The organism is Fibrobacter succinogenes subsp. succinogenes S85 (assembly GCF_000146505.1).
Lineage (GTDB): Bacteria > Fibrobacterota > Fibrobacteria > Fibrobacterales > Fibrobacteraceae > Fibrobacter > Fibrobacter succinogenes.
On record NC_017448.1, the window covers coordinates 2,464,194 to 2,477,358 of the forward strand.

Sequence of the window (13,165 nt, forward strand, 5' to 3'; positions counted from 1 at the left end):
TACGATGATTCGCAGTTGGCTCTTCGTTGTCGCTGTTCTCACGTTTGACTTGCTGCTCGTTTCGTGTACCAAGCATCCCGAGGAGGATGATAGCTTCAAGCAAATCCAGCTCCACTGGAATGCGGTTGACAGCGATGCTGAATCGTCGGAACACAAAGACAACTGTGTGATTGAAATCACATCGAAGGTCATGCAGGCGCCGCTGGTGCTCAAGTCCAAGCTCGTTGAAATCTCTTACGAAGTCATTTATAGCCTGACTGAAAAGGGCGAACTCGTCTTTGAAGGCCGTTGTGGCGACTCGCGCTTCAGCGATTTGCCGGAATGTTCCTGGCAGTCGACTTGCTCTGGTGGTTCGGCGTCCGTTGTAAAATTCCACAACGAACGATAACGGGAGACCCTAACCTATTGAACCGTATATAGATATCTTTATAGAGGTTCAAACCGCCCGCACTGTCTAGTGTCGGTAGCTCGCCGTGAGGATTTTCTGTGAAACCGATTTTTGAATATACCGATTATCGCGAATGGATTAGGGATGCTTTTGAAGATTTCAAGAAGCGTAAGACCGTCATATCCTGGCGATACATGGCTATGAAGCTCGGTGCAGACCCCGGCAACCTCCTCCGCATTTCGCAGGGCAAGATCCACCTCGCTGTAAACTTCATCAAGCCGATGGCAGAGTTCTTTGAGCTTGACGAGAAGGAAGCCGCCTACTGGTCGGAACTTGTGTACTTCGGCCGCGCGAAAAGCGACCAGGAAGCGCTGAACCATTATGAGAAGATGCAGGCACTGAAGGGTATCCCTTTAAAGCGCCTTGCCAAAAAAGAACTTGAATTTTACCGCCATTGGTACTACAACGCTATCCGTTCCGTAATCGGTATTTGTAATTTTAAAGATGATTATGAAGGTCTTGCCGAATGCTGCACGCCGGCTATCACGGTGGAGCAGGCGAAGGATGCCATCAAGCTCCTGCACGACCTGAACATGATTTCTGAGGGTAAGGACGGGTACTGGAAAGTGAATGATACATTTGTGAGTACAGGTGGTAACTGGAGATCCGAAGCAGTTCGGACATTCCAGAAGGAGACGATTCGCCTCGCGGGTGAATCGCTTGAACGGCATGCGCCTCCTCTGCGCGATATCAGCACGGTGACGATGACGTTCAACATGAACGATATCCAGCTCATTCGCGAAAAGATCAAGGAGTTCCGCTCGGACTTGCTGCGTCTTTCTCAGGATGGCACGGGTGACGATACGGTGTTCCAGCTGAACGTTCAGCTGTTCCCGCTTGCTTTTACTAAGAAACTGCAGGAGAAGTCAAAATGAAAAGGCTAGCCTGCATACTTTCAGCTCTTATGCTCTGGAGCTGCTCGGACAAGGTCGCAGGAGGCCCCGGCAGCGAAACGACGAACGGCATAGCCTACTTGGGCAATGGCGCAGTGGCGTCGTACGCACGTGTGGCGGTCAGGAGTGTCGATCACACTTCGACGGCTGACAGTGCTACCAATGAAATTGTGAACGCGGACTTCTACGCGGATTCCCTCGGTAACTTCTCGTTCGAGGCTCCGGAAGGCAAGTACCGCTTGACGATCGTGTATGGCGGTTCGGCATACACTGGACTTTACTCGGGCGATACGACCTTGGGTAGTGTGAACCTTGAACCGACGGCTGCGCTTGGCGGCTTGGCCGAAGTGCCTGAAGAATGCGACTACGTCTGGGTGGGCGTGCGCGGCATGGACGTGCTTGTGCGCTCGGATTCGACGGGCCGCTTTATGCTCGCTCAGTTGCCGTCGAACGACTCGTTGCAGGTGTACTTCTTGCGCGGTGACGACAACACGGTCTATGATGACTTGTCCGTGAAGCTCTCGCCGAACGAAACGGAAATGATTGACCTCCAGCCCGAAAAGCCGGACCCGTACGCCGGAAAGGTGAAGTTTGTGGCGGTGGCAGATGGCAAGGTCGTTCCGTATGCATCGCTTGCAATCCGCAAGGCTGATGCCCGTGTCAATTCTCTGCACGTGAGTAACGTCATTGCCGAAGTGGATGCCTATGCCGACAAGGATGGCCTCTTTGTCATTGACTCCTTGAAGTCTGGCGACTACCGCCTCACTGTAATGCAGTCGGGTGCCGCCTATTCCAAGGTGCTTACTGCAAAGCAGATTGCTGCCCTTGATACGATTGAACTTCAGGAAACGGCAAACTACATGAGCCGTGTGACACTCCATGCCGGCGAAAAGTATGCGTGGGTGGGTGTCTATGGTCTCGACGTCTTGACGAAGACGAACGAAGAAGGAACGTTTACACTCCCGACACTCCCGACGAACGATTCGCTTGATATCTATGTTGTTACAACAAAGGATAGCTTGTATGTAACAAAGCGCATCGCGCCTTCCAAGGGCTCTGCTGATTTCGACTATCCGTATGTCGTGATGCAGGACTTCGAAAACGTGAAGGATACCGGAAACTGGTATTTTAGCACGGATTCTGTTGGCTCCAAGATTCTGTCCAAGTCGTTCGATACGGATAACGAGCGCAAGTCCAAGGTGTTCCACGGAAAGTACAACCTGGTGGGAACGAATAATATTTACGCTTGGGTTTTGACCGGCATGTTCCTCCGCGACGAAGGCTGGAACCTCTCCACGCTCGATTCTATTTCGTTCTATGCCAAGGGCTCGGGCCAGATTCGCGTGTCTCTTGAAAACTGGACCCGTGAATCCGAAGTCGCAGGGCTCTCGCTCAAGGCTGCCTCGGAATGGAAAGACCTGAATTCGCAGAAGTGGACGCGCTATGTCGTAAAGTATGACGACTTGTGCTATACCGCCCAGGATGTGAGCAACTGCTATATCGCTTGGAATACGCTCAAGGACGATGTCCGCCAGCTGCATTTCTTCGTAAGAAATGGAACAGAATTCTATCTAGACGATATAGTGCTTTATGGCGCTCTTTTCTAAAAATTAGACCTTTTAAGTGCGCCTCGAATTAAGTATCTTTGTAGGCATGCAGTCTATTGAATCAGAAGCAAAAATTGCTCAGGAATATCTCGCCCGCATCGCAAAAGATGCCGAGGCGAAGTTTGATGAACATCTCCCCCCAGTAAAGGATCGTCCGTGCCGTTTGCACGAGGCTATGCGCTATTCCATGTTCGCAGGCGGCAAGCGCTTGCGTCCGGGACTTGCCAAGGCCACGTTCGACATGTTTGGCGGCAAGGGAGAAAAGATTTGGCTTGCAACGAGCGCTCTCGAAATGCTCCACACGTTCAGCCTTATCCACGATGACCTTCCGTGTGTCGATAACGACGACTATCGCCGTGGAAAGCTCACGAGCCACAAGAAGTTTGGCGAAGCTACAGCCGTGATGGCAGGCGACGCTCTCTGCATCCACGCCTTTGAGATGATGGGCAAGACCGGTAACGCAAAGGCTATTGAACTCCTTGCTCACTTGCTCGGCACGTACGGCATGATCGGTGGCGAAATGACCGACATCGAATGCGAAGGCAAGACTGTCGATCTCGAAATTGTCGATTACATTCACTACCACAAGACGGCTGCCCTCATCGAAGCCTCTCTCCTCGTGGGTGCAATGCTTGCAAAGGCAAGCGAAAAGGATATGGAAATCATCCGCAACTATGGCCGCTCCATCGGGCTTGCCTTCCAGATTGTGGATGACATTCTGGACATTGTCTCTACGACCGAAGAACTTGGCAAGGATGCCGGGTCTGACATCGAAAAGGGCAAGGCTACTTATCCGTCCATCGTTGGACTGGAAAAGTCTAGGGAACGCGCTAGGGAACTTTACGAGGAATCCATCAAGGCTTTGGATGGCCTCACATGCGATACCTCCATCCTCCGTTCTATAGCGGCATACATCATCACGCGAGTGAAATAAATGGAACTGAAAGACGTTAAGTCGCCTCAGGACTTGAAGCACTGTTCCGTCGAGGAACTGAACCACCTCGCAACGCAGATCCGCGAGACCATCATTGGTCAAGTGGCGAAGCATGGTGGTCACTTGGCATCGAGCCTTGGCGTTGTTGAACTGACTCTTGCGCTGCATTACGTGTTCAACGCACCCGACGATAAGATCGTGTGGGACGTGGGACACCAGGCATACGTGCATAAGTTATTGACCGGCCGCTATGACCGATTCGATACCTTGCGCCAGCAGGGAGGCATTTCCGGATTCCTCAAGAGGAACGAAAGCGTTTACGACTGCTTCGGGGCGGGCCACGCCACGACGTCTATTTCTGCGGCTCTCGGCTTTGCCGTTGCGCGCGACCATTTCAACCGCAACAATAACGTGGTCGCTGTCATTGGAGATGGCTCCATGACGGGCGGTATGGCTTACGAGGCGATCAATAACGTTGGTGCCTCCAAGCAGAACATGACCATCATCTTGAACGATAACAAGATGAGTATCGCCCCAAACATTGGCGGCTTTAGCAAGTACCTGAACCGCGTGATTTCGGACCCGGTTTACAACAAGATGCGTACCGACCTGGATCGCCTGATGAACCGTTTGCCGGGCATTCTGGGTTCTCGCTTCCGTGACCTCTTCTTGCAGGTCGAGAACGCGGCGAAGAACGCCGTGAAGCCAGGTCGCTTCTTTGAAGACTTGGGCATCCGCTACTTTGGTCCGATTGATGGTCATGACATCGATGAACTCGTGATGATTCTTGAACGCGTCAAGCAGCAGCAGGGCCCGTGCCTTGTGCATGTGTTGACCGAAAAGGGCCGCGGTTTTGACGCTGCCGAAAAGAATCCGACAAAGTATCACGGTTGCGGTGCGTTCGACCCTGAAAGTGGGCTCCCGCTTGCTCCGGGCAATCCGAACCCGTCTCTTACGAGCGTGTTTGGCAATACGCTTTTGCAGCTTGCCCGTAAGGACAAGCGCATCATGGGTATCACGGCTGCAATGCCTACGGGCTGCGGCATGGATATCGTCGCAAAGGAACTCCCGGACCGCGTGATTGACGTGGGCATTGCCGAAGAGCATGCCGTGACGTTTGCGGCGGGCATGGCTTGCGATGGCGTTGTGCCTGTGGTCGCGATTTACTCGTCGTTCATGCAGCGCGCCTACGATCAGATTATCCACGACATTGCACTCCAGAACTTGCATGTGGTGCTTGTGCTCGACCGTGCCGGCCTTGTCGGTGCTGACGGTCCGACGCATCATGGCGCCTTTGACTTGTCGTTCTTGCGGACTGTTCCCGGAATGACCATTTTGGCACCCTCCAACGAAAATGAACTGCGCGACATGTTGACTGCCGCCATCGATATGGAAGGTGTCGTGGCTATCCGCTACCCGAGAGGCACTGCACTTGCTGCAGAGCTTGTCCCCTCGGAAGGACCGTTCGACTATAAAAGCCCAAAGATTCTTGAGAAGGGCTCCGGCATACTCCTTCTGGGCGCCGGCTTCATGACAAATGAACTCAAGAAAACAGCCGCCGTGCTTCGTGAAAACGGATACAACCCGACGCTTGTGGATGCCCGTTTTATTAAGCCGCTCGACCAGGAATGCTACCGTTCGCTGTTTGACAGCCACAATGTCATTGTGACGCTCGAAGACAATACGAAGGTGGGTGGCTATGGTTCAGCCATTGCGGAACTTTTGTCCGATCTCGGCTATACGGACAAGAAGCTGTACCGGTTTGGTCTTCCGGACAGATTCGTTGAACAGGGAGAAATCAAGGCTCTCTACAAGATCTTAGAAATTGACGGGGAATCCGTCGCCAAACAGTTGATGGAAAAACTATGAGTGAAGAAGAAAACAAACCGAAGCGTACTGTAAGAATCACGCTTGACCGTAAATTCGGAGTCAGTGAAGCTCCTGAACGCCGCCCTCGCCGTAACGACGACGAACGCGGTTCCTTTGGCGACAAGCCCTCGTTCCGTGGGGATCGTGGCGACCGTCGTTTTGACCGCGACCGCGGCGACCGCCGCTTTGATCGTGGTGAACGCCGTTTCGACCGCGACAACCGCGATGAAAACCGCGAAGGCCGTCCGTTCAACCGTGAAGAACGCCGTGGTGGTGGCCGCTTTGACCGTGACCGTCGTCCGCGCCGCTTTGGCGACAAGCCGTTTAACCGCGGACCGCGCGGTGCCATGAACGCCCCGGTCTACCGTCAGCGTCCGGAACAGAAGGAAGCTATTGACGAGAACTTGGACGAAGCCGCACTCGAAGCACGTGCCGCTCAGATTGAAGCCGTTGAAGATGCAGGCTCTACACCGCCGTGGTTCAAGCGCCTCATCGCCTGCACGACTGAAAAGGGTCGCGAACGCGAAGGCAAGTTCCTTGGCGAAGGCGTTCACGTTGTCGAAGAACTCGTGAAGCACCACCGCGAACTCGTGATTTCTGTTTACGTTGTCGAAGGCTTTGAAAACGAAGAACTCATCGAAGCCATTAACGAAGCCGAAATTACGCTTCACACTCTTACCGAAGACCAGATGAAGCGCCTCTCTTCGACGATGACGACGCAGGGCATCATCGCTTACTGCAACATCGCAAGCAAGAAGCCGGTCTACGAAACAAGCCGCAGTGTGCTTACGCTTGTGGACGCCGTGCAGGATCCGGGTAACCTCGGTACGCTCTTCCGCACGAGCCTCGGTTTCAATTCTTCGGGCATGATTCTCGGTCGTGGTACTGTGAGCCCGTTCAATCCGAAGGTTGTTCGCGGTTCCTCGGGTACGTTCCTCCGCGTTCCGTTTGAATTCGACGTGGATCTCGTGGACCAGATCAACTTCCTCCGTAGCAAGGGCTATACCATCATCGCTACGGATTTGCACGCTAAGCAGTCCCTCCGCGAAATCCCGGCTCACAAGCTCCGCAAGATGGCTTTCCTCGTGGGTAACGAAGGTGCTGGCACGAACCCGTACTTCATCGAACTTGCCGACGAAACGGTGAAGATCCCGATGAGCAGTGAACTTGAATCTCTGAATGTGGCAGTCGCACACGGCATTCTCTCTTACGAAGCCGCCCAGATTCAGGAGGAATTGAAGTAATGACGTGCTTTTACGATCGCCTTGAACAGCGTATTGCAAAGTGCGGCAACCCGGTGTGCATGGGCATGGACCCTGTGCTCAAGCTTATTCCGCTCGAAGGCACTCCCGAAGACCGCATCAAGCGCTTCTATTCCGACATCTTGGAATGCTGCCTCAAGCGTAACGTGCAGCCCGCCGTCGTAAAGCCGAACAGCGCTTATTACGAATGCGTGAGCGTGCAGTCGATGCTTGTTCTGCAGCAGCTCATTGCCGATTACAGAAGTGCTGGCATCCCGGTTATCTTGGATGCAAAGCGCGGTGACATTGGCAAGTCCAGTGCCGCCTACGCCAACGCCGCTTACGATGTTTACCGTGCAGACGCCGTGACTGTCTCTCCGTGGATGGGTGCCGATTCCGTCGGTCCGTTCATTCGCGAAGATAGCGAAAACGGTGCCTACGTGCTCCTCCGCACAAGCAACAAGGGTGCTCACGATTTCCAGGATTTGCCTGTTACTCGCAGTGACGATCCGCGCGACGTTGCCGAAGCGTTCTATTCCGTAGCGGACAAGATTATGGAATGGGATGCTGACAAGGGATACCTTGGTGCCGTTGTCGGTGCAACCCACCCGGAAGAACTTGAGAAGATTACGGCTTACACCGTTGCTCACAAACACGAAATCCCGTTCCTCATTCCGGGCGTGTCCATTCCGGGCGTGCCGGGCGGTCAGGGCGGCGATGCCAAGACTGTTCTCAAGGCTATCCAAAACGGTGGCGGCAAGCGCAAGTTCCATGTGCTCAACTCGAGCAGTGGTCTTAACTTTGCTTGGCAGCGTAACGATACGCCGGCAAACTACGCGAACGATTGCGTCGATGCACTCGAAAAACTCGCAGAGGCTTGTTTAATTTAGAACTTAGAACTTAGCTCGCTTCGCTCTTAGAACTTAGTTTTCTAAGATCTAAGTTCTGCCAACTGCCAACTAACAATGCGTTTCCTTGCTGCTATTATAACTGCTATTGCCATCATCGCGCTTGCGTTCCATTACGCAAAGCCGTTGCCTGGCACGAACTTTGACGAATCCTTCTTGCCGAAGGCTTCGTCTGTTCGCTATGTAGCTGCAGGGCATGACGCCTCGGTAGCGGGGCTCTTCTGGATCAAGGGCCTCACCGAACTCGGTGAAAGCTACCTCACCGGCAAGGAATATGCGTATCTCGGTCATGTCGCTGAACTCTCGACGAGCCTGGATTCGCTATTCTACACGCCGTATTATTTTGTCGGTGGCGTGACGCCCGTAGATGCTCCCGATACTTCGGACTTCTCGGTACTCCGCCGTGCGACTCGTGTTTATCCTGAAAACTGGCGCCTTTCGCTTTACTTTGCACTCCGCCTTGCTCGTGGCCCGTACCCCAACAAGACTGAAGCCGCCAACGTGATGCGCAAGTATTTCGATAGCCCGGATACAACGATTCCTGATCACATCCGCACGATTTATCGCAGTTTTGAACTTGACTCTATGCAGACCGAGACTGCGCTTGAAACCATCCTGAACGACGTGATGCAACCGCGTTTCAAGAAGTTCCGTGCAAGCTTTTATGTGAAGATCCTCAAGCTCCTCGGTTATAAGGGTTTGATTGCCGACTACGACAAGGACGACAATTATCAGAAAGTCAAGTTCCTTGTCGATGGCATGGCCGAAGGCCGCATCCCGCCGGTTGTTGCTTACAACCGCCTCCTTGCCATGAAAAAAGTCGAAGAACCCGCCGCCAATTCTACTGCCGCTGATACGGCTAAAGTAAGTGTCGCGGATTCTTTAGAAAAGAAGTAATCTTTAATTGAATTGTCTATTTTCCGCAGCGTGCGGAATTCTTCTCAAGTCCCATCAGTTCGAAGGCTGTTTTGCAACGATTGAACAGCTTGCTTGCTTCGGACGGGTTAGATTTGCTCAGGAACTTTCCTCGGTAATAAAGGATGTTCGCGGTCGTGTAGGGCGTGTTGGCTTCAACGGATTTTGCCTCGGCCTTGCGGTAAATGGCGTCGGCATCGCCAGACTTTTGTATGTCTGTTAAGCGGGCGTCCGTCCAGTAGTAAATTCCCGTATCGTCGTCGGTGCGCTTGCCGACCATCTTGAGGGCCTGTTTGGCTTTCTCGTCGTTGTGGGCGCCTGCGTATGCGATGGCACATTCCGAATAGAAGGCGCCTTGCAGGTTGTCGTTGATTCCGTCGAGGTCGTCTTCCTTGACGTTTTCGCAAAGCGATACAGCGTCCGAGTATTTTTCGGTCGCATTTTTCAAAGCCATTTTTGCCTTGACGAGCATGATTCTCGTCGAGCGGTCCATGCCTTCGTTCTGGACGTAATTCAGGAGCGAGTCGGCCATGCTGTAGTCCAGACTCATTGTGCGGACTTGTCCCATGGCGATGATAATGCGGCCTTCAGAACGTCTGTCTGCTTCTTTGCGGCTAGCAATAAGAGCACGCTCGAGTTGCGAATAGCCCTTGGCAAAATTCCCTGCCTTGATGGACTTCTGCGCACGTCCGGCAAGCTTCCCGGATTCCGTGGCGAAAGCAGCGGCTCCGCTAAGCGCTACGCAAAGGGCGATTTTCAAAGCCTTCGTTACCATAGCGTCTCCACGACAAAGGGTACAGAATCATGCCTAGGAACATTGCCTTTCAAAAGCCACATCTTGGACATGCCGGTCATTAAGTCGTCTGCACTCTGCAACGTGTTTTCCGTTGTGTTCATGAAGTCTTGCAAGCCGGTCGTGACTGCACCGAAGTCCGTGACGAGGTTGTCCACACGACCCACGGTAGAATCCATGGAATTCAAAAGCGTAGTGACCTGGCCCGGTAGCGGCTTGAAGTCGTCAAGCAAATTGCCTACGTTGTTTGTGACTTCGTTTGCGCGGCTAATGAGCGTCGGAACGCCGGTCTTCATCGTATCGAGCAAGAAGGAAGTCTTTTTCAGCACGTTCTTGCCGAGGAGAGTGATTTCGTCAAGTCGGTAAAGCTGACGGTTTAGGTTGTCGTAAAGAGCGCGAGACCCGAACAAAGCACCCATGGTTGTGCCTGTATCAAGTGCCATGGCCACAAGTTCATCTGCGGCGTCCACAAGGCGGTTCACGCGGCCCAAAAGTTCGTTTGCCGTTTCAATGACCGTTTCGATATCTTGAGCCTTGCCTGCCGATAAGGTTCCGTTGTCTTCGAGTACGTGGCCTTTATTTTTCTTAATGTCGATATTGATGACACGGGCCGAAATCAGGTTCTGGTCGCGGATGGCGTAAGCTTTTGCACTGTCGGTAATGAGATTTTGGTATTTCTTCTCGATGGAGAATTCCATGAGAACGCTATCGGATATGGCTCCCGTTTCATCTTTCTTGATGGACACGTTGGTTACACGACCGACATCGACACCGCTAATTTGTACACTCGTTCCCTTTTTTAGGCCAAGCGCCTTGTCGAATGTACTGTAAAGCTTGTACTCGTCCTTGATGACACCGACGTTCTTGTCGTAAAGGTAGTGGTAAAGCACCAACGAAAAAATCATGACGGCAACAGTGCTGATGACGCCGACCAAAAGGCCGGACATCTCCATCCAGTTAACCTGTTTTATCTTTTGAAATGCCATTGCTTTCGTGAAATATAAATAGATTATATTGTCAAATTGAAATTAATTGATTTTTTTCGAGGAAATATGGATTTTTTTGAATTTTTGAATACTGCCGTGACGCCGTACCATACTGTAGACGCTTTGAAGTCGTTTTTTAAGGCTAATTCTTTTACGGAAATTGGGCAGACTGCGAATTTCGAACCTGCAAAAGCCTATTTCGTGTGCCGCGAAGGTTCTGTCATTGCGTTCCGCACGCCGAAGGTGTGGGACGAATCGTCTCGATTTAGGATTGCGCTTGCGCATACGGACTTCCCGACGCTCAAGATTTCCCCGAATCCAGATGGAATGAATGCGGGCGTGTGTACGCTCCATACGGAGGTTTACGGTTCTCCGCTTTACACGAGCTGGCTTGATCGCGACCTTGGCTATGCGGGGATGCTTGCGTATGTAGATTCGGCGGACAAGTTGAATACGCTCAAGACGAAACTGTTCCGCGGTGATAAACTTTTCAGGATTCCGCAGTTGGCAGTCCACCTGAACCGTGGCGTGAACCAGGACGGTCTCAAGGTGAATCCGCAGGTTGATTTCAATGCGTTGTGGACGGGTGCTTCGGGCAGTAGTGTTTCTGAAAACTGCAAGAACTTGTTTGTGAAGGCGCTTGAAAAGGAACTCCCGGAAGGCGCTCGATTGATTGATTTTGACGTGCAGTTATTTGATGCCCAGCCTGCAAATCGCGGCGGCTTTAACGACGAATGGATTTATTCGGGAAGGCTCGACAATTTGAGCAGTTGCCATGCTATTGCCGAAGCGATGGTGTCTGCAACATCCGCTGAAAACGATTGCCTTGTTGCGTGTTTCTTTAACAATGAAGAAGTCGGTTCCAATACGCGCGAAGGAGCTGCCGGTAACTTCTTGAAAAGTGTATTGGATTCTTTAACTTCGCCTCTCTCGTCTCTCGCCTCTCGTCTCTCGTCTAGCATTGCTATATCCATCGACATGGCCCACGCCGAGCATCCGAACCACACGGAAAAGCACGAGCCGAATCACGCTCCACTGTTGGGCAAAGGCATTGTGCTCAAGACAAATGCGCAAAAGCGTTACGCAAGCGACTTGATGAGTTCTGCGCAACTCCGTTTGCTTTGTGAAAAAGCGGGAATCCCACTTCAAGTTTTCATTATGCGAAACGACATGCCTTGTGGCTCGACGGTCGGTCCGACTGTTTCTGCAAATCTCGGAATTCCAACGGTCGATATCGGCGAGCCCATGCTCAGCATGCACAGCATCCGCGAGATGATGGCCACAAGCGACCACGAAGACATGATTAAGCTTGTAGAAGCTTTGTATTGCTAGTAGTCTTGCTTGCCGAAGCCTGTCATGCCCGTCTCTGAACGGGCATCTCCTTTTTAAAGAGCTTTGCTACGGGCTTTTCGACAACGTATTTGAAGACAATCGCCACAACCAAAGTCAAACCAAATACGGCGAGGGCGTAAGGGATGTAATACGCGATGGCATTGAAAAAAGTCATTGCGGCTCCCGTTTTCCAGAAAATCGTGCTGCGCAAATTTCCCGTTTCAAGGATGACCATGAAATGGAAAAGGTAAATCGCGAATGTGCAGGAACCAACGTAATTGATGATGCGTGCCACGATGCCCTTTGCTTTGATTAATGTACCAAGTGCGTACACGGCGATGAACATTCCCACAGTCGTTATAAAGCAAGGCGAACACTGGAGCCAACGGAATCTGTTGTTCGCATAATTCTCGCCGTATTCGGTGAACATGTAATATTGCAGGCTAAACTTGATGAAAAAGCCGAGTAGATAAATAACGATGCCGATGGCAAAAAGCTTGCTCCGCTTGTTTTCAAATTTGCGGATGAACAGTGAAAGTTCGTATCCGAGAATAAGGAAAATCGTGCAATACCCCCAAAGGAATTTTTCGAAATCAATCATGCTCAACTTGAAAAAATATTGCACGTCGCCAATGACAGCAGCACCGATGGCAATTCCCAAAAGAGTCCGCCTTAATTTGTTCTTTTGCAGGCTGTCTTGGCAGACAAACGCTAGCATTGGGAAAAAGAAGATAAATGACATGTAAGTACAAATGTACCACAAATGGTCGCCGGGGAGTAACCTGAAAATGAATCGTCCGAGATAATCCCAGTCGGCATTTAAAATGGAATTGAGTGGTGTTGGACTGTTGTAATAACGGTAAATGATGTTGATTAGGATATAGACAATCGTGGGAATATAAACGCGGGAGAAAAATGATTTTGCCCTATGCGGAAAAGTCGGGATGATGTCTGCATCGGACTTGATTCTGCCAAAGAAAAAGAAACCGGTTACCAGTAAAAATAGCGGAACATCATCGGCGAGGATTGTCGAAATGGCGAGTCTCCCGCTAATCAGTTCATTGTTGTTTAAGATGCCGATTTGGCTATGTGCCATAATCACTAGCAGGCACGCCACAATCCTTATGAGTTCTATAGAATGATTTTTACACGTTGTGCTCTTTATTTCGGGCATAACAGTTCCTTCTCCGTTGTAAATCCTATCGTTTAAATTTATAAAATGGGAACAATGTAAATGGC

At 51.5% G+C, this 13,165-nt stretch carries 12 protein-coding genes; 9 read left to right on the forward strand and 3 right to left on the reverse strand.

The features are described from left to right. The first annotated feature begins 4 nt into the window (after positions 1-4). The 8 genes from FSU_RS10150 to FSU_RS15905 all read left to right on the forward strand — a co-directional run bounded on the left by FSU_RS10150 (position 5) and on the right by FSU_RS15905 (position 8,797). Positions 5-388 (forward strand): hypothetical protein, encoded by a 384-nt coding sequence (locus FSU_RS10150; RefSeq protein ID WP_014546318.1) that lies wholly within the window; start codon positions 5-7, stop codon positions 386-388. Between the two features lie 98 nt (positions 389-486). Next, the gene (locus tag FSU_RS10155; RefSeq protein ID WP_014546319.1) at positions 487-1,323 is read left to right on the forward strand and encodes a TIGR02147 family protein; all 837 of its coding nucleotides are present in this window, start codon (positions 487-489) and stop codon (positions 1,321-1,323) included. Beyond that, positions 1,320-2,948, forward strand: a complete 1,629-nt coding sequence (locus FSU_RS10160; RefSeq protein WP_014546320.1) for a carboxypeptidase-like regulatory domain-containing protein — start codon at positions 1,320-1,322, stop codon at positions 2,946-2,948. Before FSU_RS10155 ends, FSU_RS10160 begins: the two co-directional genes overlap by 4 nt. A 46-nt stretch (positions 2,949-2,994) precedes the next feature. Next, positions 2,995-3,882: a polyprenyl synthetase family protein gene (locus FSU_RS10165; RefSeq protein WP_014546321.1), complete on the forward strand. Its 888-nt coding sequence runs from the start codon at positions 2,995-2,997 to the stop codon at positions 3,880-3,882. Beyond that, positions 3,883-5,751, forward strand: coding sequence for a 1-deoxy-D-xylulose-5-phosphate synthase (gene dxs / locus FSU_RS10170; protein WP_014546322.1), 1,869 nt, complete (start codon positions 3,883-3,885; stop codon positions 5,749-5,751). It begins immediately after the preceding gene. Continuing rightward, the gene (locus FSU_RS10175; RefSeq protein ID WP_014546323.1) at positions 5,748-6,995 is read left to right on the forward strand and encodes a TrmH family RNA methyltransferase; all 1,248 of its coding nucleotides are present in this window, start codon (positions 5,748-5,750) and stop codon (positions 6,993-6,995) included. Before dxs ends, FSU_RS10175 begins: the two co-directional genes overlap by 4 nt. Continuing rightward, complete coding sequence (gene pyrF / locus FSU_RS10180) at positions 6,995-7,882, forward strand: orotidine-5'-phosphate decarboxylase (protein WP_014546324.1); 888 nt, start codon at positions 6,995-6,997, stop codon at positions 7,880-7,882. The genes FSU_RS10175 and pyrF overlap by 1 nt, the downstream gene beginning before the upstream one ends. A gap of 75 nt (positions 7,883-7,957) precedes the next feature. Further along, a complete protein-coding gene (locus FSU_RS15905; RefSeq protein WP_015732072.1) occupies positions 7,958-8,797 on the forward strand; it encodes a hypothetical protein in 840 nt (279 codons plus the stop codon). Between the two features lie 16 nt (positions 8,798-8,813). On the opposite strand, the gene FSU_RS10195 is transcribed toward FSU_RS15905, so the two are convergent. Further along, positions 8,814-9,590 (reverse strand): hypothetical protein, encoded by a 777-nt coding sequence (locus FSU_RS10195; protein ID WP_015732073.1) that lies wholly within the window; start codon positions 9,588-9,590, stop codon positions 8,814-8,816. Then, entirely contained in the window at positions 9,584-10,594 is a 1,011-nt protein-coding gene (locus FSU_RS10200; RefSeq protein ID WP_015732074.1) for an MlaD family protein, read from the reverse strand. Before FSU_RS10200 ends, FSU_RS10195 begins: the two co-directional genes overlap by 7 nt. A gap of 66 nt (positions 10,595-10,660) precedes the next feature. On the opposite strand from FSU_RS10200, the gene FSU_RS10205 reads away from it, so the two are divergent. Beyond that, the gene (locus FSU_RS10205) at positions 10,661-11,926 is read left to right on the forward strand and encodes a M18 family aminopeptidase (RefSeq protein WP_015732075.1); all 1,266 of its coding nucleotides are present in this window, start codon (positions 10,661-10,663) and stop codon (positions 11,924-11,926) included. A gap of 22 nt (positions 11,927-11,948) precedes the next feature. Here the strand turns inward: FSU_RS10205 and FSU_RS10210 are convergent, their stop codons facing one another. Then, entirely contained in the window at positions 11,949-13,100 is a 1,152-nt protein-coding gene (locus tag FSU_RS10210) for an acyltransferase (protein ID WP_014546327.1), read from the reverse strand. Between the last annotated feature and the right edge of the window lie 65 nt (positions 13,101-13,165).